Consider the following 20,492-nt stretch of genomic DNA (forward strand, 5'->3'; position numbering starts at 1 on the left):
ATAATGAGGAAAGAATACAATTAAAATTAAATGGACTGAGTCCTGTTCAATACAGAATTCAGTCCTTAAAATAGTCGTCCAACTTTTCGGGGTCAGATCAAAAGTTACCCCTTTTTTGTACATAATAAACTACAACTCCTCAATACTCGCATATTGTTGACGTAATTTCTCTAAACCTTGTTGATAATCTTGCATTTTTTCACGTTCTTTGGCGATAACTGCTTCAGGTGCTTTAGCAACGAAATTTTCATTACTTAATTTACCCTCAATGCGTTTTACTTCGCCAATTAACTTCTCAATCTCTTTATTAAGACGAGCTAACTCAGCTTGTTTATCAATAAAACCAGCCATTGGAATCAATAATTCCGCATTACCAATCAATTTAGTTACTGCTAATGGAGCGGTTTCATCTACGGCTAATAAATTAATACTATTTAATTTCGCCATTGTCTGAATTAAAGCACGATTATTTGCTAAACAGGTTTGCTCTGTTTCCGTCAAATTGCGGAGCAATAGGTCTAACGGTTTGCTTGGTGCAATATTCATTTCGGCACGGATATTACGCACATTCACAATTAACTCTTTAATCCAGTTAATGTCATTGATCGCATTTTGATCCACTAAATCTGCATCAAATTGCGGGAATGGCTGCAACATAATACTATCCGCTTGAATGTTCATTAACGGTTTTACTTTTTGCCAAATTTCTTCAGTAATAAATGGCATTACTGGATGGGCTAAACGCAGTACTTGTTCTAATACCGTAATTAAGGTGTGACGTGTTCCACGTTGTTGTGCTTCATTCCCTTGGCTTAAAACTGGCTTGGTTAATTCAAGATACCAATCACAGAATTGGTTCCAGATAAACTCATATAATGTATTAGCCGCAATATCAAAACGGTATTGATCTAATGCTTGACGGAACTCTTTTACCGCTAAGTTAAACTCAGCCAAAATCCAGCGATCTGCTAAAGAGAACTCCATCTCTTGATTACCGCTATAACCACAATCTTTACCATCAATGTTCATTAAGGTAAAACGACTTGCGTTCCATAACTTATTACAGAAATTACGATAACCCTCAAGACGTTTCATATCCCAGTTAATATCACGACCATTACTTGCTAAAGCCGTTAAGGTAAAACGTAAAGCATCTGTACCATGAGCTGCAATACCATTCTCAAACTCTTTACGCGTTGCTTTTTCAATTTTCGCCGCTAACTGTGGCTGCATCATATTACCAGTACGTTTTGCGACCAAACTTTCTAAATCAATTCCATCAATCATATCCAATGGATCAAGGACATTACCTTTTGATTTAGACATTTTTGCCCCATTCTCATCACGCACTAATCCTGTTACATACACGGTTTTAAACGGCACTTGCGGTTTGCCATTTTCATCTTTGATGAAGTGCATAGTGAACATAATCATTCTGGCAACCCAGAAGAAAATAATGTCAAATCCAGTAATTAATACACTGGTTGGGTGGAACATCTGTAACTCTTTAGTTTGTTGTGGCCAACCTAATGTTGAAAAAGTCCATAAACCAGAAGAGAACCAAGTATCTAATACATCTTCATCTTGACGTAGCACAACATCTGCCGCTAATTGATACTTCGCACGAACTTCGGCTTCATCACGTGCCACATAGACGTTACCTGCCTCATCATACCACGCAGGAATACGGTGTCCCCACCAAAGTTGGCGAGAAATACACCAGTCTTGAATATCACGCATCCAAGAGAAATAGAGATTTTCATACTGCTTCGGTACGAATTGAATTTCACCATCTTCTACTGCACGAATTGCTTCTTTTGCCAGTGGTGCAACACTCACATACCATTGGTCAGTTAACATTGGTTCGATTGGCACACCACCACGATCACCATATGGGACTTTTAAGTCATGTGGTTTAATTTCCTCTAATAAACCACATATTTCAAATTCTGCAACGATCTGTTTACGTGCAGCAAAACGCTCTAAACCACGGTAATTTGCTGGAATTTCAGCCATATAAGCATTATTTTCTTTACCCTCAAAGGTAAAAACTTCAGCTTGTTCACGAATATCTGCATTTAGTGTAAAGACATTCACCATTGGTAGTTGATGACGTTTACCTACTTCATAATCATTAAAATCGTGTGCTGGCGTAATTTTTACTACTCCAGTTCCAAATTCTTTCTCAACATACTCATCTGCAATAATTGGAATTTCACGATTAACTAATGGCAATAATACCGTTTTACCAATTAAATTTTGGTAACGCTCATCATCAGGATGTACCGCAACCGCTGTATCCCCTAACATAGTTTCTGGACGAGTTGTCGCAACAACTAAATAATCTTTTCCATCTGCTGTTTTCGCTCCATTCGCTAATGGATAACGGAAATGCCACAATGAACCTTTGCTCTCTTTATTTTCTACTTCTAAATCAGAAATAGCGGTATGTAATTTTGGATCCCAGTTGACTAAACGTTTACCTCGATAAATTAAGCCTTCTTCATATAGACGTACGAAAACTTCTTTGACTGCTTCTGACAAGCCTTCATCCATCGTAAAACGTTCACGATCCCAATCTACTGAGTTTCCTAAACGACGCATCTGTTGACTAATATTTCCACCAGACTCCGCTTTCCATTGCCAAATTTTTTCGATAAAGGTTTCCCGCCCATAATCATGGCGAGTTTTCTTTTCCTCAGCAGCAATTTTACGCTCTACCACCATTTGCGTTGCAATTCCAGCATGGTCGGTTCCAGCTTGCCAAAGCGTATTATCGCCTTGCATACGGTGATAACGAATTAAAGTGTCCATTAAAGTTTGTTGGAAAGCGTGCCCCATATGCAAACTACCAGTTACATTTGGTGGCGGAATCGCAATCGAATAACTCGGTGCATTCTCATTTTCAGACGGTTTAAAATAACCGCTCTCTTCCCAGTGTTTATATAAGGCTTGTTCTACCGCTTTTGCATCAAAGCGATCAGCCATGTCAAATTGTTTTGTCATTGTTGTTTCTTCTCTAATAAAAAGGGAACTACTATAAAAATTAAAAATCTTTGTTTACTAAGGGTTGTGCGGATGTTCTATTACTTAACAATATTCCCATTTACGCGTTGAAAGGTTCGTACTTCATTTTAATCTCTATACTTCTCCAATCTCGCTCGCACTTTTTCAAGTTGTGCTTTAAGTTCTAACTCTGTTGGTAAATAAGGAAGATACTTCGCACTAAAAATCTGTTTCCTATCGGCTAATATGGAATATTTTGCCACTGCCTCACTCTGCTCACTGCACAGAACTAAACCAATAGTTGGATTATCATCTTCACCTTTAAACTGTTCATCATAAAGGCGAACATAGGTATCCATTTGTCCAATATCTTGATGTTTTAGCTTGCCAATTTTTAAATCAATTAATAAAAAACATTTCAGTTTGAAATGGTAGAAAACCAAGTCAATATAAAAATCTTCATCATCAAAACGAATCCGTTTCTGACGTTCAACAAATGCAAAACCTTTACCCAATTCTAGTAAAAATTGCTGTAAATTACTGATAATTGTTTGTTCTAAATCGCTTTCTTGATAGCTTTTGTCTTGAAGATTTAAGAAATCTAAAATGTAAGGATCACGCAAATAATCTTCGATAGTTTCTTGTAATTTTTCAGTTTTTTCTACCGCTTCTTGTGTTACCAATGCTTTATTTTGGCTAGCAAGCAAACGTTCATAATATAGCACAGAAATTTGCCGATCTAACGCACGAGATGACCAATTATTCTCAATAGTTTCTTTTAAATACCATTCACGAGCTTGCGGATTTTCAATGCGAATTAGACTACGATAATGTGTCCAACTTAATTCGGTACGCAGTGCGTTCCGAATTGGGAAAGTAAGATAAAAGGCTCTCATATTGCGTAAATTACGTACATCAAATCCTTTACCATACATTGCTGTTAGACGTTCTGAAACATTTTTTAATACCGCTTTGCCATACTCCGCACGATATTGTCCGTTCTGTTCATCTTCAACCAATAAACGCCCAATTTCCCAATAACTTTGCACCATCGCACTATTCACGGTTTGGCGGACATGCGAACGCGCTTGCTCAATAATTTGAGCAATAGTGCTAATCAATTTATCTTGGGTAAGCTGTTTATTCATTGTGTTCTTTCACATTTCTTTTCTAATATTTCATCAATCTAGTTGCATATCCAAATATGATGCTGCCATTTTTCGGAACAAACTGAAAATAAGTGGTCTGTTTTTCGTACTTTTTTGGAAATATGTAACATTTAGCAAGAATATAGTTTTTACCATACTCAATCATGAAAAAATTTTATTTTTGCCACATTACACCTGTTCCGTCCCTAGCTGCCAACCTAACTGTCGATAATATTTATAGCGTTCTCTAGCTAATATTTTTAACTGTTCATCTGTTGGAACAAACTCAATCACTTGAGGGAAAAGCAAAGCAAATTCAGGCACTTGTAGTGATAATGAAATTAATAAATCTCGCCGTTGTGAGTTACGTTTCTCTGACCAACAAATTTCTACTGGGGTCATATAACCACCAGCCTCACCTGATAAATTATGTGGTACAAATTGTTCTGGATCTCGTTGCCATAACATTTCATCAATTAACAACGCCTGTTCTTTGGTTTGGCAAGCGATTAACACTTTTTTCCCTAAACGCCACGCATCTGCTGCCAAATCACACGCTTTGTTTTCTAATGATAATGGTTGCATTGGTGCTGCAGAAAAAACATAAAAAAGTGCTTGTTTTGCCATAACTTATCTACTCTGTTAAACCAGTCGGCTATTCTAGCGTAAAAGCTAGATTGGATAAAGGATTGCTCTCGCTCATTAGGAAATAAATCCCGTCTGTAAATAGGCTTATTTTAATTCTCGTCTGCCAATAAAAGAGTGTGAAAGTGTTGTGCCATCAACCATCTCTAATTCACCACCAACTGGAATACCGTGTGCAATACGACTCACTTTTATCCCATATTGTTGACACATTTCCGCAATATAGTTTGCTGTTGCATCTCCTTCAATCGTTGGATTAGTTGCTAAAATAATCTCGGTAAATGATTCTGTTTGTAATCTTTTTTGTAACAAATCTAACCCAATTTCTTTAGGTCCAATACCGTCTAATGGCGATAAATGTCCCATCAACACAAAATAGCGGCCTGAAAATTGTCCTGTTTGTTCAATAGCTTGAATATCCGATGGCATTTCAACCACACAAATCTGACCACTCTCTTGACGGCGATAATTATTACAAATATTACAGGTTTCTTCTTCGGTAAATGTACGGCATTGACTGCAATGCCCGATATGTGCCATTGCATCAGTTAATGTGCGTGCTAAATTCATCGCACCACTACGATCTCGCTGTAATAAATAGTACGCCATACGTTGTGCCGACTTAGGACCTACACCTGGTAAGCAACGTAACGCATTCATTAATTCGTCTAATAAAGGACTAATTTGCATAATTAAGAAAGGTTTATTGTAGTAAGTGTTGAGATAAATAAGGGAGTAACCAAGACTCCCCCAAATAAATATGATTAGAATGGCATTTTAAAACCTGGTGGGAGTTGCATACCAGCCGTAACTGATGCCATTTTTTCTTTTTGCATTTCATCTGCACGACGTACAGCATCATTAAATGCTGCTGCAATAAGATCTTCTAGCATCTCTTTATCATCTTCCACTAAAGATGGATCAATTTCTATACGACGGCAACTATGTGCACCATTAATCGTTACTTTGACTAAACCTGCACCAGATTCACCACTTACTTCTAATTGAGCAATCTCTTCTTGCATTTTCTGCATACGTTCTTGCATTTGTTGAGCTTGCTTCATTAAGCCGCCTAAACCACCTTTTCCAAACATAACTTTCTCTCTCTAATAATAAAAAATAAAGGCTGTATTTTAACTGAAAACCACTATTGTGCAATGGACAAACTACGCTTTACCCGTTGGACGTACAGAATCTAATTCAATTTTTGCTGCAAATTGCTGTATAAACTCATTTAATTTTGTATCTTGCTGTAAATTTTGTTGTGCTTCTACCACTAATTGTTCATAAACCTCACCTCGAATTTCATATGGCGTAACTTCTGGACCAGTATATTCTTCCAATTCAATTTTTATCTTACGCCCATAAAATTCCTGAAAAGCCTGATGAATAAAATTGAGATCTAAATATTTTGCTAATAAAAAGGCGTCAGGACGAACACCTAGACGCATACTATGTTCATCTTGCGCCAAAATCACTGAGTTGAGCAAAACGCGTTTACTACCACCTGCCAATGTTAATTTTTCAATATCCGCACTCCATTGACTCTTTTCTGATGCTAATTCAACCACTTTTTGCATGACTTCTGGGGTATATTTCTCTAATAATGCTTTTTTAATATCGGAAGGACGCATTGCCTGATTTTGTGCCTCTATTGAGGGATCACTCCAAGACCAGTGATAATCTTCATCTAACAATTCGTTCTCTTCTGTATCATTAACATTCACCATTTCGGACAAGGATTCAACTTTCCCTTGCACCACTGAGCTTAAACTCATAGGCTTATTTTCTTGTGATAGTAATGCTGGTGGGCTTTCTGGTTCTGGTTTTACTTCTACTCTAGCCTCTACTGTATTTTCTGACTTTAAAAACAGAGGAGTAGATATTAGCGGTTCAGCTATTTTAGTGCTATCCTTTTTTTTTTCTTCAACAAATATTGGTTGTTTTTTCTCTAATACAATATGTTCCGCCTTTCCCTGCTCTAAATTAGCAACTTGCTGCAAAATATCGCTCGATAATAATGCAGAAGATCGCATTACTGATGAAGTAGGTTGTGTGGTCGAAATATCAGCCTGAGGCTCTGGTAACACTTCTACCTTAAGTGGATTAGACTTTGTTTCTGTAGCTGATTTTAGCTCTTGTGTAGTAGAAGAAGTAACAGGCTCCGTAGTTATTTTAGTTTGTGTTGCTTGTATAGTTGTTGTCTGCTCAACATTTACAGATGATACTGTTGGCTGCTCTGTAACTGTTGTAATTACTGGTGAAAAGCGTTTTGGATGAAATGCTAATGCTCGCAAAACTGTCATTTCTACCCCTGTTTTTGCTTCAGGCGAAAAAGCAAGTTCTTTACGCCCATTTAACATTAGCTGGTAATAAAATTGCACATCTTCTGCGGCAATCGTTTTTGCCAATACCGCTAATGAAGAATCTACATGTTGATTTTTTGGTGGCAACAATTGCAACATTGCAATCTGATGTAATGTTTCTGCCAGATCCTGTAATACTCGCTCCCAATCCACACCTTGTTGAGCAATATCCGCCAATACTTGCATTGCTGCTTCACCATCAGCTTGTGCTATAGCATTCAATAATGAGATCGACTTATCACTATCTAATAATCCCAACATTGAATTAACTGCTGTTGTTGTAATATTACCATTACTTAATGCAATCGCTTGATCAGTAAGACTTAGTGCATCTCGAATACTACCTTGTGCAGCTTGTGCTAATTTATTCAAGGCAGGAATTTGGTAACTGACATTTTCTTGTACCAATAATTTACTGAGATGTTCAGCTATCGTTTCCGTATCTAAGGCTTTGAGATGAAATTGAATACAACGAGAAAGAACTGTAATTGGTAATTTTTGTGGATCTGTTGTTGCTAAAAGGAACTTAACATATTCTGGTGGCTCTTCTAATGTTTTTAATAGTGCATTAAAGCTATGACGAGAAAGCATATGCACTTCATCGATTAAGTAAATTTTAAAGCGACCACGTACAGGTTTATATTGCACATTATCGAGTAACTCTCGTGTATCCTCAACTTTAGTACGAGAAGCTGCATCTATTTCGATTAAATCGATAAAATTACCTTCTTTAATTGCACGACAATTTTCACACTCACCACAAGGCTCAGCAGTAATCCCTTGTTCGCAATTTAACCCTTTCGCAAATAAACGAGCTATTGATGTTTTTCCTACGCCACGAGTTCCCGAAAAAAGATAAGCATGATGTAAACGTTGATTAGTTAATCCATTACTTAAGGCCGTTATCACATGATCTTGTCCAACCACTTCAGAAAATCGATTTGGTCGCCATTTGCGTGCTAATACCTGATAACTCATGCCTATCCTTTTACTTCTTAATTAATGTCCTGCAAAATCAACTAACGTGAATGGTTCAACACCTAGTTTACGCAAACGCTCTTCGCCACCAAGCTCTGGTAAACTAATAACAAATGCAGCGTGTTCAACTTTGCCGCCAAGACGTTGAATCAATTTAATGGTTGCTTCAACGGTACCACCCGTTGCTAATAAATCATCAATAATCAATACGTTATCTTCGGCATTGATTGAATCAACGTGCATTTCTAAAGTATCTTGACCATACTCTAATTCATAAGATTGTGAAATTACTTCACGTGGTAATTTACCTGGTTTTCTCACCAAAATAAATGGCACATTCAATGCTAAAGCAACAGGTGCACCAAAAATAAAACCTCGAGATTCCGTACCTGCAACCTTAGTAATATTTTTCCCTTTAAAGTGTTCTACGATAAGATCAATCGTGGCTTTAAATGCCGCTGGGACCTCTACTAAACTGGTAATATCGCGGAAAATAATACCTTCTGCTGGATAATTAGGAATCGATTGAATAGATGATTTAATTAACTCTTTTTGTTGTTGGTTCATAATTATTTGCCTAACACAAAATTATATAGCGGATGCTATTTTCTCAAAGTTTGCTATTCTAACAGTGCCAATATCGAAAAAATACTCTTTAATATCAAAAAAAATAAAAAATCCTAATGATAAATATCAACACCATCTTTACGCGTTCTTAGTAGGCGTAAGATCCAAACATATTGCTCAGGCATTGGAGTGACCAATTGTTCAATAACTTGATTCATCAATCTGGCACAATATTTCTCATCATCACTTAATTCCATTGGTGCAGTGATCTCTATTTCATAACGGCCAGTTTGTGCGTTATAGCGTGGAAACATAGGAATAACAACCGCTTTCGCAATTTTGCACATTTTATTTAAGCCTGGCAACGTCGCTTTATAAGTGGCAAAAAAGTCGGCATAAACACTTAATTCTTCACCATAGTCTTCATCAGGTAAGTAATACCCCATCTCACCTTTACGCACTGCATTTAGAAAAGGTTTAATTCCATTTTGGCGTGCGTGCATTTTACCCCCAAAACGTTCACGCACACTATTCCATAGCCAATCTACTAATGGATTCCGATGTGGATTATACATTGCGGTCATTGGCATTCCATGCGTATGCAGAATGATTCCTGAGGCATCTATCGCCCAAGTATGCGGCACTAACAAAATAATATTTTGTCCAGCTGCTTTCGCTTGTTGTAGATATTCTAAGCCAGTAAATACACTGCGTTTTTGTAAATGTTTCGCTGAACGTAACGCTATTTCGCCAATTCCCAACATTGTTTGTGCAACCGTCACAAACATTTGATCAATCACCTGTTGACGATGATCTTCATTCCACTCTGGAAAACAGTACTGTAAATTGACTTCTGCTCGATGACGTTGTTTTTTCGCAATACGACCGATCAATATTCCAAGTTTTGCCGCAATCACATCACGTAATCGAAAAGGTAAAAAACCTAACAGGGCTAGAAAAAAAACACCCAGCCAAACACCCCAATATTTTGGTAATAAATACTCCCAGCGAAATTGAGGTTCATATCCTACTCTTGCAGTAATTCTTCTATTATCAGACATAGCTACTCTTTATTATTCCTGTTGCTTAATTAAACCAGCCATAGTCATACATCATTTTCGCTGTCATGACAAATGCCATCATCACTACCATTGGTCGTATTAATTTTTGTCCTTTGGTTAAAACCATTTTTGCCCCAAGTCTGGCACCAATAAATCCACCTAACATCATCACTAAGCCTAAAACCCAATAAACTTCACCACCTAAGATAAAGAAAATTAATGAAGTAAAATTAGAGGTAAAATTGAGAATTTTGGCGTGAGCTGTTGCTTTAGCTAAATTAAATCCGAGCAACGTGACAAAAGCAACACAAAGAAAAGAACCCGTGCCTGGTCCAAAGAATCCATCATAAAAACCAATAGGAAATGCCGCAGCTACCGCAAATGCAACAAAACTTAAGCGTTGTTGACGATCTTGATCGCCAATTTTTGGTGAAAAGAGGAAATAAAGCCCTACAATTAACACTAAAATTGGTAATAATGATTTCACTACACTCGCATCAATTGATTGCACCGCTACTGTACCAATCATTGCCCCAGTAAATGTACCTAAAATCATTTTCCATATTTGACGCAGATCTACCGCTTTTTGACGTACAAAATATAAACTTGCGGAAAAGGAACCGCCACTCGCTTGTAATTTATTGGTCGCTAATGCCGCAGCAGGCGGTAATCCTACCGCTAACAATGCAGGGATTGTAATTAATCCGCCACCACCAGCAATCGCATCAATAAAACCAGCTAATGCAGCCAGTAAAAAAAGTATTAAGTAAATATCCCATGCAAGTTCCATATTTTCTCCTTGAATAATTATTCAGCAAACCATTGCTGTTTTTCTGGCGAATCAAGTAATTGCTGACAAAGAATTGGCAACACTGGTGGCTGTTTGGCTGGTGCAGGTGTACTAGACTGTTTCGGTTCAAACCAAGACATTAACTCTGCACCACAACCATCTCCAGCTGGCATTGGAGCTTGTTCTTCACAATATTGTGCACCTTTTGGGCAGTGCAATCGCACATGAAAATGAGCATCATGCCCAAACCATGGACGAATTTTACGTAACCAACTACGATCACCACTCACTGTTTGGCAAAGTTTTAACTTAATTGCTGGATTAACAAAAATTCGAGCTACTTGTGGATCCGTTGCAGCAAGCTGAATTAATTTCGTTTGATTATTACTCCAAACTCGATCATCAACACGCTGTAATTTACGATTTACCATTAAAATTGCGGTTGGATTTAACGCTTGTTGGCTACTCATTCCGCCCATTTTTAACCAAATATCCGCATCTAAGCCCATTTGGTGGCTAGCATGACCAGTCGCAAAGCGTCCACCAGCAGGCATCGCAATATCCCCGACTAACATGGTTGGTAAACCAGCAGCCTTAACCCGCTTACCCAATCTTACTAAATATTCAAGCATTTCAGGATGCCCAAAATAACGTAATTTTTGCGAACGAATAACTTGATAACCCTCACCTTGTAGCGGTAATGCTTTTGCACCAATGATACAACCATTACTATAACTGCCAATCGGTAACGGCTCACCTGATATTGGGCGTTTGATTTTTTGCCACTCTGTTACTGCTAAAGTCAATGATGAACAGCTAAGCAATACAATCGCTATAACGAATTTCCTAAGCATTTTCATATTTTACTTTTGTCCACATTGACCTTGATAACGTAATAGATGATCCATTAACACAATCGCTACCATTGCTTCGGCAATAGGTACCGCACGTATCCCTACACATGGATCATGGCGACCTTTGGTTACCACCTCAACAGGTTGATTCTCTAAATTCACACTACGTCCTGGAATCGTAATACTTGAAGTTGGCTTTAAAGCTATCGTAGCAATAATCGGTTGTCCCGAACTGATCCCACCTAAAATACCACCTGCATGGTTTGAACAGAAACCTTCTGGTGTCATTTCATCACGATGTTGGCTACCACGTTGGTTTACCACCGCAAAACCATCACCAATTTCAACACCTTTTACCGCATTAATTCCCATTAAAGCATGTGCTAAATCTGCATCTAGACGATCGAAAACTGGTTCACCTAATCCAACAGGTACATTTTCAGCTACTACCGTTAATTTAGCACCAATTGAATCTCCTGCTTTTTTCAACGCTCTAATCAGGTGATCAAATTTTTCAATACTTGCTGCATCTGGACAGAAGAAAGGATTACTATTCACAAATTCCCAATCAATCTGACTTAGATTTTGTGCTGGAATTTGTACATCACCAATCTGTGATAAAAAACCATGAATCTTAATACCAAACTTTTCGGCTAAATATTTCTTGGCAATTGCGCCTGCTGCTACCCGAATCGCTGTTTCACGCGCAGAAGAACGTCCACCACCACGATAATCACGCAAACCATATTTTTGTTGATAAGTATAATCAGCATGCCCTGGACGGAAACGATCTTTAATTTCACTATAATCTTGTGAACGTTGATCACTATTCTTAATAATTAAACCAATACTTGTCCCTGTGGTTTTGCCTTCAAATACACCTGATAAAATTTGTACTTCATCATCTTCCCGACGTGGCGTAGTATAACGTGACGTTCCTGGTTTACGGCGATCTAAATCTGGTTGTAAATCTGCTTCACTTAAAGTTAAGCCAGGTGGCACACCATCCACCACCCCCCCTAATGCAATCCCATGTGATTCACCAAACGTGGTTACTTTAAATAGCTGTCCGATACTATTGCCTGCCATAGTTTTATCCTTTTAACTTTTATTAATTCAATTTTGTGGGTTCATCAGATGATGCCACTTTCATCTCTTCGCCAGTGTCTTGATTTTTGATAAAGACATCCAATTGATTGAATGCAATTTCAATATTATGTTCCGCAAATAGACTATTAATTCGGCGATTAAGAAAATCTGTTGTTGGTAAACGATCTGCTAATTCACCAACATAAACTCGCAATTCGTGATCCAATGTGCTTGCACCAAACACTAAGAAATATGCTCTTGGTTCTGGCTCTTTCAAAACCGATTTGCACTCTGTTGCAGCTTGTAGTAACAGTTTTTTGGTTAACTCAAGATCACTACCATATGCCACACCAACTTTAATTACTAAGCGAGTAATAGTGTTGGATAATGCCCAGTTTGTCAAACGCTCTGTTACAAATGCTTTATTTGGTACAATGACTTCCTTACCATCATAGTCAACTAAAGTCGTTGCACGGATACGAATTTTTGATACGCTTCCTGAGTATTCTCCAATCGTAATGGTATCGCCAATTCTCACTGGACGCTCAAAGAGAATAATGATACCCGATACAAAATTTGCAAAAATTTCTTGCAAACCAAACCCTAATCCAACTGATAAAGCAGCAAATAACCATTGTAATTTTGACCACGATATCCCTAAGGTTGAAAAGGCCCATGCTGCACCAATTGCAACAATAAAATAGGTTAATAATGTTGTAATAGTATAAGGTGCACCTTGTGACAACTTCATTCTAGAGAAAATTAATACTTCCAACACCCCAGCAAGGTTGCGAATTAATACATAAGTAACAATTAAAATGAAAATCGCCAATAACATATTCAACAATGTTATTGATTCAACAACTGTCCCCGATTCAGTAGTTACTGTTTGCTGCCAAAGCGTGATACTTTTAAGATGATAAGCCACAGCAAATAAATCAGACCAAACAACATAATAGAAACTTAACAATACTGCCCATAACAACCATTCAGCAATGCGAGCAACTTGTTGCTTAATCTGACTTAAGGCTAATTCAGAATCTTTCACTTCTATCATAATTTCTTCTGAGTGTCCTGATTCTGTTTTTATTTGGTTCTTTTCACGCTGTTCTTTCAAACGTTTATATGCAAGATGACGAGCAGATACCGCTAAGGCACGATCTGTTATCTGTTTAATTAAAACCCATAAAACAGTCACTAAATAGCTGGCTATAAAATGCGAAATAAGATTCAATGCTGTGTAATAATAACCAAGCATAATCAAAATAATCAATGCAATTGGGATAAATAATAACAATACCCGAACCACTCTTAATAAGACTGAACCAACATGCTGATGATTATTTATATCATCTTGGCTATCTTGATATTTTTTCACTGCATAGCCAAAACGTGGTGCAATAATTAAAACACAGAAAATTAAAGTAGAAATAGTACATACCTCACCAATTACATCATTATTAAGTGGCGTATTACTCATATCGCTAAATAAGGTGGTATTAATCAGAAAAATAATTGCCAAAATTGAGCGTTTTAGTACAGCTAAAAATAAATTTCCGCTCTCTTTTGCTAAGCCAAAATGGCGATAAGCTAAACCGTTTGGTTTCAACAATTCAATTAAGAATGCAAATAACCACCAATAGCTAGCCATTTTTAATGTCCATGGCCAAGCTAGAATTGGGTTCGCAATCACAAAATGTCCGATTAGAACAAACAAGATAATAAAAAATAATGGGTATGGCATCACTAAAATCGCTGTCAAGAAAATAGCTAATGGCGTATGCCATTGACTGTCAGAATTTAATGTACCAACATGCGAATTAATTTTTGCTAACCATCCCTGTAATTTACGTTTTTGTGAATAAATTAAACTTGCTACTAATGAAAGAAAAGCAACAAATGCCAACATTGGAATCAAGTTACGGCTTAAATGTGTCATATCAATGTTATTACTGATATTTTTTACTTGATTTAAAGCGAGTTTTGGAAATTCTGTTACCCAATCCCAATCTATCTGGTTATTACTTTTTACCCAGAAACTTTGTTGCTGTAATTTTTGTTGTAAATCGTCACTAATTAAACGTACTTGTTGTTGATTCAGTTCAATGGTAATCGCCAAATTAAGTTGTGCATTTAATGACTTCAAAATATCAGAATAAATATTTTTTCTTTCAGTCAAAATATTATTTAGCGTGTTACGTTCTTCATCTGTTAAATCAGAAGCATGCGGTAAATTTGCAATATAATTATCTGGCGTATAAATCGCATCTCTCGCTTGAGTCAGATCGAATATTTGTACTCGTAAATCTGTAATCCGCTTACCTAAACCATCGATCGTTTGATCTGTTGGTAAATTCTGTTTTTGTTGGTTAATAATTCTAGAAAGAACCAATGTTCCTTGTAATGCACTGATTTGCTCATCAATACTACGCTGAGTTTGCGTTAAGTTATCTAATACATTTTTAATTCGTAAACTTTCTTGCGCTAATTGATTAGATGATTGCGTTTCATTTAATAATTGTTGGCTTAATTGTGTATTTTGATTCAATTCACTTTGAATTAATGGATTAACATTATCACTATTTTTTTCTTGTGATTTTTCTAATTGTGCTAACTGTTTCTTTGAAGCCGCTAGCTGTTTCGCATTCAAAGCCGCTTGTAGATTTTGTTGTTCCGTTTTTGCTTGCTGCAAATAGAAATTCTGTTGATCACGTTGTAATTCATACCATGAATTTAAGGTTGCACTCTCTTTCAGTAAGGTCTGATTGTAATCGTTTTGTGCATCAATTAGAGCCAATTCAATTTGATATCGATTCACCAAAACTGGATCGAGCTGATTATCACTTAATGTCCGATTTAATGTCTGTGTTTTAGATAAATTGGTACTTAAAATTGATTGAATTCTATCTGGCAAGGTTTGTTGATTAACAATTTGCGATGCCACATCATTCAGTGCTGCTTGAATTTTTTCTGTTTCTTGAAAAGAGGATTCCAAACGTTTTTGCAACACATCTTCTGATAATTTTGCCAATTCATCACTATTATCATTTTGCGTACTATTATTTTTTAAGCGAGTCAATTCCGCTTGCAATTTAGGAATAGCAACAGTTGCTGTTTTAATCCGATTATTCAATTCGGCATTTTGTTTTTTCTGATCATCTAACTGTTGTAATAGATCTAGGCTTTCTTCTAAGGCAGTTAACTCTTTTTTATTTGCTGCATCATTTGTATTAGGATTTGCCTTTAATGCCGTAATTTGAGCTTGAATATCCGTTGCTGTTGGCAGTTGTGCATAGCCAAAACACGTAGTAAATAACGCTATCCAAAATATAATCAAGACAAAAAAACGTTTGCTCATCTTACTCCTCACTCGTTAAAAATTGAGTTAATTGTTGCGCTAACATATGGCGAGAAAGTTTAATTCCTGACGTAACTGGCTTCAGTTGTGTTAATGAATAATAAGCAACAGGCCACTTAAATTTTTCTAACTTTTGCTGTATTTCTTGCTCAAGTTGTTTTACCTGTGCTAAAGAAAAATCTTTAATAAAATCAACCAAAACAACAGGGCGTTGGCCAAATTTCTGATCTGCTATTGGCAAGACAAAGGCTTGTTTAACATTTGCTGATTTTAAGATCAATGCTTCTATCTCTTCTGGCTGAATATTTTCACCTCCAGAAATGAACATATTATCCAAACGACCTAAAATAAACAATTCTCCCGTTGAGGAATCCTGAATAGCTCGATCTCGTGTCGCAAACCAACCTTGTGAATTCAATAATGATTTGATTGGTTGTTGCTTTTGCCAATAACCTAATGCTAATGTTGCGCCTTTTACCCAAACTTCACCATTTTCTAATTTGGCTTCACGTTCTGGTAATAAGTAACCTACACCATCAGTCTGATTACTCTGTTTGGCAAATACTGTCGATGCCATTTCTGTCATTCCATAACCTGAATAGCATTTAATCCCCTGTTGCATCGCCACCAATGTTAATTCTGTTGGAATATGTGCTCCGCCTAATAAAATGTTGCTTAGACGAAATTTTCTCTCTGGTTGTTCCTTCAATAAGGCTAAAAATTGTTGTAACTGCGTTGGAACTAAAGAGGCATGTGTCACATTTAATAAGTCTTGATATACCGATTCACCAACGCAACGCAATGTTGCAGCATTATGTAACCATCGCCAAATAATTCCTTGTCCAGAAACGTGAAATAGTGGCAACGAAAGCAACCACTCACTACTTGAATCAATTTCTAATAGCGGCGAAATCCCTTTAGCACTCGCCAGATGCTGATCTACTGTATGAACAACTGCTTTTGGTAATCCTGTTGAACCAGAAGTTAAAGTTAAGGTTAATGGACAATGTTTAAACCAATCTTGCTCGCTAAAACATTCCATCGGGGCTAATGGTTGTATACTTAATGGCTGCTCCAATCCAGTCCATGTTTGTTGGCAATCAATCAAATAATTAATTTCATTTTGCTCACAAATTTGTTCTCTTTTTTCGATTGGAAACATTGGATTTAATACCAGAATGCGACAACCGAGTTGTAATGCAACCAAATAAGCAATAACTAATGATGGTTGATAACGCCCAATTAATGCCACACCAGCACCATATTCGATCCCTTGCTGCTGCCACCATCTAGCCTGTTGTTCAATAATTTGGTTTAACTGCTGCCATGACCAACACTTTTCTACAATAGAAAAGCGGGTTTCATCCCCGCTTTCATCTTCTTTTACACTCGCTATTAAAGCGATAGCTGTTGGTTTCGTTTGTGCATACTGCTGCCACAACATTAATGATTTTCCTCACTTGTATGTGCTGATGTAAATTGTTGTGCCACTAACTCAATTAAACTATCTGGAACATACATTGCTCGCATTACTGATTCCAACATATTTAATTTCCGTCCTGTATTATTATTAGTGGCTACCCAAAATGGTGACTTTGGAATCTGTTTTGGATTAACACTACTACCAGAAGCCTCTATTTCCGCCACCTCTAATGAAAAATAGACTCTTGAACGTCCTTGGCTCACTTCTGTTGCACTAGAAAATCCTTCTGGACTAGCACGATATAACACACTCAAAATGGATAAAAAACGATTTACTTGTTTATCTTCTTGTACAAACTCGGCAGAACTGATCAATTTCTGTAACTGGCGACTAATATGTGCAATCGTATCGTCATTCGGTTTCTTTGGCTGTGCGACTACTTGAGATTCAGTAGTAAGTTTAAATTCTTTAGTTGAATCTACAGAAATTGATGATTCAACTTCTGTTGTTTTTGGCATTGAGATATGACTCTCTTTACTCATATTTGCTTGAGGAAAATTTAATAATCTCCGCAAAATTGTTGAAGCATCTTCACCAATTGATTGAGTATTACTGGCAATATATTGGTAAAGCTCGTCATCAATATTAATAGTCTTCATAAATTTCCTCCAAGTTCTGCTAATATCTCGTCATTATACGATATATCTAGATAAAGCCGAAAATAAAATCCAAATTATGTTTAATTTATATGCCAAATTTTTTCAACTGCTTAAAACTTGATCCCTACCATAAAATATTTTATCTTTTTGCACTATCACTTCTTAACCATATGTTTTTATCATGACACAGTCACTACTCAACTTTGACTATCTTCCATCTGAAAACCCTCAGGCTGATACATTAGTCTTTATTCATGGGCTATTTGGTGATATGAATAATCTTGGAATTATTGCAAAAGCCTTTCAAACTGACTATTCATTATTACGTGTTGACTTACGTAACCATGGACATAGTTTCCATACTAATCAGATGGACTATTCTTTAATGGCAGAGGATTTATTACATCTTATTCAACATTTACAACTGGAAAAAGTGATTCTTATTGGCCATTCTATGGGAGGCAAAACGGCTATGCAATTTGCCTTAAATTATCCACAGTATGTCAAAAGTTTAGTGATTTTAGATATTGCACCTGTAACCTATACTCATAATGAGCATAATACAGTATTCCAGGCTTTGTTCGCAGTAGCACAAGCACAACCAGCTACTCGCCAACAAGCAAAAACGATTATGGAACAATTTGTTACTAATGAAGCTATTTTACAATTTGTCCTAAAATCATTTGATGCTAAACAAGAACAACGTTTTCGTTTTAATACAAAAGCCTTGTATCAACATTATCAACAATTAATGGATTGGAATGGTACGGGTATTTGTACTTTACCAACACTATTTATTCGTGGTGGTAATTCACATTATGTATTACCTGAATACAGTGACACTATTTTACATTTTTTCCCAAATGCCCGCTCCTTTACAATTAATGGTGCAGCACATTGGGTACATGCAGATAAACCACATTATGTGATTCGTGCGATTCAACGCCATTTACAACAAAATAGCTAAGTTGTGATATTTTCAGTTTATTTGAAACTGTGATATATTGCACGCCACAAAAACGGCTTATCAATCTCAAGTAGTCTGAAAGATGACTTTCAGTGAGTATAGTAATGGCAAAACAAGAAGCAGATTGTATAACTCTAGACTTATTTGCTCACGTTGCTAAAGTCGGAAGACCTCGCACCAATCCGCTAAGCAGAGAACAACAAATCCGTATTAATAAACGCAATCAATTACGCCGCGATAAGGCAGTTGGGCTTCGACGGGTTGAGTTAAAATTGCATAGTAGTATGGTTGAACAACTAGAAGAGTTAGCAGAAGAGGCAAATTTAAGTCGGCAGCAACTCATAGAACAAATCCTACAAACATATTTAGAGAAAAATAGGAATTAATATGGCACTTATTGGCTTATTTTATGGTAGCGACACAGGCAATACAGAAAACATTGCCAAAATGATCCAAAAGCAATTAGGCAGTGAATTAGTCGATATTCACGATATTGCAAAAAGTACAAAAGAAGATATCGAAGCCTATGATTTCTTAATGATCGGTATTCCAACTTGGTATTATGGTGAAGCTCAATGCGATTGGGATGATTTTTTCCCAACTTTAGAAGAAATTGATTTTACTAATAAATTAGTTGCAATTTTTGGTTGTGGAGATCAAGAAGACTACGCTGATTACTTCTGTGATGCAATGGGAACGGTACGTGACATTATTGAACCACATGGTGCAACTATCGTTGGTTATTGGCCAACTGAAGGTTACCATTTTGAATCATCAAAAGCGGTCATTGATGAAAACACCTTTGTTGGCTTATGTATTGATGAAGATCGTCAACCTGAATTAACAAGTGATCGTGTAGAAAAATGGTGTAAACAAATTTACAGTGAAATGTGTTTAGACCAACTAGCCTAACCCATCTTTTAATTATCATTTGCATTTAAAAACGAAATAATCCATACTTTGAATATGGATTATTTCTATTTTCTTGATAGAAAATTTCAGTTACCTATTTATCATTTACTGCATTAGCATACATCATTATGATGTTGATTTAACTAGAGGTTAGTATGACAAACATTATCGATGAAAATGTAAAACTATTAAAAAAAGTTGGCTTAAAAATTACTGAGCCTCGTTTAAAAATCCTTTCATTAATGCAACGTACCGCAGTGCAACACTTTTCCGCAGAAGATGTTTATAAATGGTTATTGGAAGAAGGTGAAGAAATTGGATTAGCCACTGTTTATCGTGTATTAAATCAATTTCATGAAGCAGACATTCTTACTCGTCATAACTTTGAAGGTAATAAATCCATTTTTGAACTCGCTCCACAAGAACACCACGATCATATTATCTGTTTAGACTGTGGTAAGGTTTTTGAATTTAACGATGATGTGATTGAAAATCGTCAAAAAGAGATCAGTGCACAACACGGAATTAAACTTGCGAGTCACAGTCTTTATCTCTATGGAAAATGTTCCGATATTAAAAACTGTGCTGAGAAAAATAAAGGCATATAGGACAAAAAAGTTGGTCTTTATCTATTTTCATTGTCTATAGGACAAAAAAGTTGGTAATTAT

Annotated in this window: 19 protein-coding genes; 5 read left to right on the top strand and 14 right to left on the bottom strand. The window is 36.6% G+C overall.

All coding sequences use genetic code 11. The annotated features are described in order from the left end of the window. A partial coding sequence (locus ACFFHT_RS06285) for an IS3 family transposase (RefSeq protein ID WP_382374551.1) occupies nt 1–74 on the top strand: 74 nt, incomplete at its 5' end. A 55-nt stretch (nt 75–129) separates the two neighbouring features. Here the strand turns inward: ACFFHT_RS06285 and ACFFHT_RS06290 are convergent. The 14 genes from ACFFHT_RS06290 to seqA all read right to left on the bottom strand — a co-directional run bounded on the left by ACFFHT_RS06290 (nt 130) and on the right by seqA (nt 17,944). Further along, nucleotides 130–3,006, bottom strand: coding sequence for a valine--tRNA ligase (locus tag ACFFHT_RS06290; RefSeq protein WP_382374519.1), 2,877 nt, complete (start codon nt 3,004–3,006; stop codon nt 130–132). Between the two features lie 128 nt (nt 3,007–3,134). Continuing rightward, nucleotides 3,135–4,154, bottom strand: a complete 1,020-nt coding sequence (locus ACFFHT_RS06295) for a PDDEXK nuclease domain-containing protein (protein WP_382374521.1) — start codon at nt 4,152–4,154, stop codon at nt 3,135–3,137. A gap of 189 nt (nt 4,155–4,343) precedes the next feature. Beyond that, a complete protein-coding gene (locus tag ACFFHT_RS06300; protein ID WP_382374523.1) occupies nt 4,344–4,781 on the bottom strand; it encodes a DNA polymerase III subunit chi in 438 nt (145 codons plus the stop codon). A gap of 105 nt (nt 4,782–4,886) precedes the next feature. After that, the gene (gene recR, locus ACFFHT_RS06305; protein WP_382374525.1) at nt 4,887–5,489 is read right to left on the bottom strand and encodes a recombination mediator RecR; all 603 of its coding nucleotides are present in this window, start codon (nt 5,487–5,489) and stop codon (nt 4,887–4,889) included. A 74-nt stretch (nt 5,490–5,563) separates the two neighbouring features. Beyond that, complete coding sequence (locus ACFFHT_RS06310) at nt 5,564–5,893, bottom strand: YbaB/EbfC family nucleoid-associated protein (protein ID WP_382374527.1); 330 nt, start codon at nt 5,891–5,893, stop codon at nt 5,564–5,566. Nucleotides 5,894–5,965: 72 nt separating this feature from the next. Then, nucleotides 5,966–8,143, bottom strand: a complete 2,178-nt coding sequence (gene dnaX, locus ACFFHT_RS06315; protein WP_382374529.1) for a DNA polymerase III subunit gamma/tau — start codon at nt 8,141–8,143, stop codon at nt 5,966–5,968. A gap of 21 nt (nt 8,144–8,164) precedes the next feature. After that, on the bottom strand, nt 8,165–8,710 hold the full coding sequence (apt, locus tag ACFFHT_RS06320; RefSeq protein WP_382374531.1) for an adenine phosphoribosyltransferase: 546 nt from the start codon (nt 8,708–8,710) through the stop codon (nt 8,165–8,167). Between the two features lie 113 nt (nt 8,711–8,823). Beyond that, complete coding sequence (lpxM, locus tag ACFFHT_RS06325; RefSeq protein ID WP_382374533.1) at nt 8,824–9,771, bottom strand: lauroyl-Kdo(2)-lipid IV(A) myristoyltransferase; 948 nt, start codon at nt 9,769–9,771, stop codon at nt 8,824–8,826. Nucleotides 9,772–9,796: 25 nt separating this feature from the next. Next, entirely contained in the window at nt 9,797–10,561 is a 765-nt protein-coding gene (locus ACFFHT_RS06330; protein ID WP_382374535.1) for a TSUP family transporter, read from the bottom strand. A 17-nt stretch (nt 10,562–10,578) separates the two neighbouring features. Beyond that, nucleotides 10,579–11,415, bottom strand: coding sequence for a penicillin-insensitive murein endopeptidase (mepA, locus tag ACFFHT_RS06335; protein WP_382374537.1), 837 nt, complete (start codon nt 11,413–11,415; stop codon nt 10,579–10,581). Between the two features lie 9 nt (nt 11,416–11,424). Continuing rightward, complete coding sequence (gene aroC / locus ACFFHT_RS06340; RefSeq protein ID WP_382374539.1) at nt 11,425–12,504, bottom strand: chorismate synthase; 1,080 nt, start codon at nt 12,502–12,504, stop codon at nt 11,425–11,427. 22 nt (nt 12,505–12,526) lie between these two features. Next, the gene (gene mscK / locus ACFFHT_RS06345) at nt 12,527–15,862 is read right to left on the bottom strand and encodes a mechanosensitive channel MscK (RefSeq protein ID WP_382374541.1); all 3,336 of its coding nucleotides are present in this window, start codon (nt 15,860–15,862) and stop codon (nt 12,527–12,529) included. A gap of 1 nt (nt 15,863) precedes the next feature. After that, complete coding sequence (menE, locus tag ACFFHT_RS06350) at nt 15,864–17,306, bottom strand: o-succinylbenzoate--CoA ligase (RefSeq protein ID WP_382374543.1); 1,443 nt, start codon at nt 17,304–17,306, stop codon at nt 15,864–15,866. Beyond that, nucleotides 17,306–17,944, bottom strand: a complete 639-nt coding sequence (gene seqA / locus ACFFHT_RS06355; protein WP_382374545.1) for a replication initiation negative regulator SeqA — start codon at nt 17,942–17,944, stop codon at nt 17,306–17,308. Before seqA ends, menE begins: the two co-directional genes overlap by 1 nt. Nucleotides 17,945–18,125: 181 nt before the next feature. On the opposite strand from seqA, the gene ACFFHT_RS06360 reads away from it, so the two are divergent. From ACFFHT_RS06360 to fur, 4 genes are all read left to right on the top strand, one after another. Further along, nucleotides 18,126–18,911, top strand: a complete 786-nt coding sequence (locus tag ACFFHT_RS06360; RefSeq protein ID WP_382374547.1) for an alpha/beta fold hydrolase — start codon at nt 18,126–18,128, stop codon at nt 18,909–18,911. A 104-nt stretch (nt 18,912–19,015) separates the two neighbouring features. After that, nucleotides 19,016–19,297 carry a LexA regulated protein gene (gene ybfE, locus ACFFHT_RS06365; protein ID WP_065233638.1) on the top strand — a complete coding sequence of 94 codons (282 nt, stop codon included), beginning with the start codon at nt 19,016–19,018 and terminating at the stop codon, nt 19,295–19,297. Between the two features lies 1 nt (nt 19,298). After that, nucleotides 19,299–19,823 (top strand): flavodoxin FldA, encoded by a 525-nt coding sequence (fldA, locus tag ACFFHT_RS06370; protein ID WP_382374549.1) that lies wholly within the window; start codon nt 19,299–19,301, stop codon nt 19,821–19,823. 164 nt (nt 19,824–19,987) lie between these two features. Then, complete coding sequence (gene fur, locus ACFFHT_RS06375) at nt 19,988–20,431, top strand: ferric iron uptake transcriptional regulator (protein WP_382374553.1); 444 nt, start codon at nt 19,988–19,990, stop codon at nt 20,429–20,431. Nucleotides 20,432–20,492: the final 61 nt, after the last annotated feature.

It is taken from the genome of Gallibacterium melopsittaci, from assembly GCF_042433085.1.
Taxonomy (GTDB): Bacteria; Pseudomonadota; Gammaproteobacteria; order Enterobacterales; family Pasteurellaceae; genus Gallibacterium; species Gallibacterium melopsittaci.

What these genes read in the sequence shown, in the direction of transcription:
- ybfE (WP_065233638.1), top strand. Translation starts at nt 19,016, where the DNA reads ATGGCAAAACAAGAAGCAGATTGTATAACTCTAGACTTATTTGCTCAC.
- fldA (WP_382374549.1), top strand. Translation starts at nt 19,299, where the DNA reads ATGGCACTTATTGGCTTATTTTATGGTAGCGACACAGGCAATACAGAA.
- aroC (WP_382374539.1), bottom strand. Translation starts at nt 12,504, where the DNA reads ATGGCAGGCAATAGTATCGGACAGCTATTTAAAGTAACCACGTTTGGT.
- ACFFHT_RS06360 (WP_382374547.1), top strand. Translation starts at nt 18,126, where the DNA reads ATGACACAGTCACTACTCAACTTTGACTATCTTCCATCTGAAAACCCT.
- ACFFHT_RS06300 (WP_382374523.1), bottom strand. Translation starts at nt 4,781, where the DNA reads ATGGCAAAACAAGCACTTTTTTATGTTTTTTCTGCAGCACCAATGCAA.
- dnaX (WP_382374529.1), bottom strand. Translation starts at nt 8,143, where the DNA reads ATGAGTTATCAGGTATTAGCACGCAAATGGCGACCAAATCGATTTTCT.
- seqA (WP_382374545.1), bottom strand. Translation starts at nt 17,944, where the DNA reads ATGAAGACTATTAATATTGATGACGAGCTTTACCAATATATTGCCAGT.
- recR (WP_382374525.1), bottom strand. Translation starts at nt 5,489, where the DNA reads ATGCAAATTAGTCCTTTATTAGACGAATTAATGAATGCGTTACGTTGC.
- ACFFHT_RS06330 (WP_382374535.1), bottom strand. Translation starts at nt 10,561, where the DNA reads ATGGAACTTGCATGGGATATTTACTTAATACTTTTTTTACTGGCTGCA.
- menE (WP_382374543.1), bottom strand. Translation starts at nt 17,306, where the DNA reads ATGTTGTGGCAGCAGTATGCACAAACGAAACCAACAGCTATCGCTTTA.
- ACFFHT_RS06290 (WP_382374519.1), bottom strand. Translation starts at nt 3,006, where the DNA reads ATGACAAAACAATTTGACATGGCTGATCGCTTTGATGCAAAAGCGGTA.
- ACFFHT_RS06310 (WP_382374527.1), bottom strand. Translation starts at nt 5,893, where the DNA reads ATGTTTGGAAAAGGTGGTTTAGGCGGCTTAATGAAGCAAGCTCAACAA.
- mepA (WP_382374537.1), bottom strand. Translation starts at nt 11,415, where the DNA reads ATGCTTAGGAAATTCGTTATAGCGATTGTATTGCTTAGCTGTTCATCA.
- mscK (WP_382374541.1), bottom strand. Translation starts at nt 15,862, where the DNA reads ATGAGCAAACGTTTTTTTGTCTTGATTATATTTTGGATAGCGTTATTT.
- apt (WP_382374531.1), bottom strand. Translation starts at nt 8,710, where the DNA reads ATGAACCAACAACAAAAAGAGTTAATTAAATCATCTATTCAATCGATT.
- lpxM (WP_382374533.1), bottom strand. Translation starts at nt 9,771, where the DNA reads ATGTCTGATAATAGAAGAATTACTGCAAGAGTAGGATATGAACCTCAA.
- ACFFHT_RS06295 (WP_382374521.1), bottom strand. Translation starts at nt 4,154, where the DNA reads ATGAATAAACAGCTTACCCAAGATAAATTGATTAGCACTATTGCTCAA.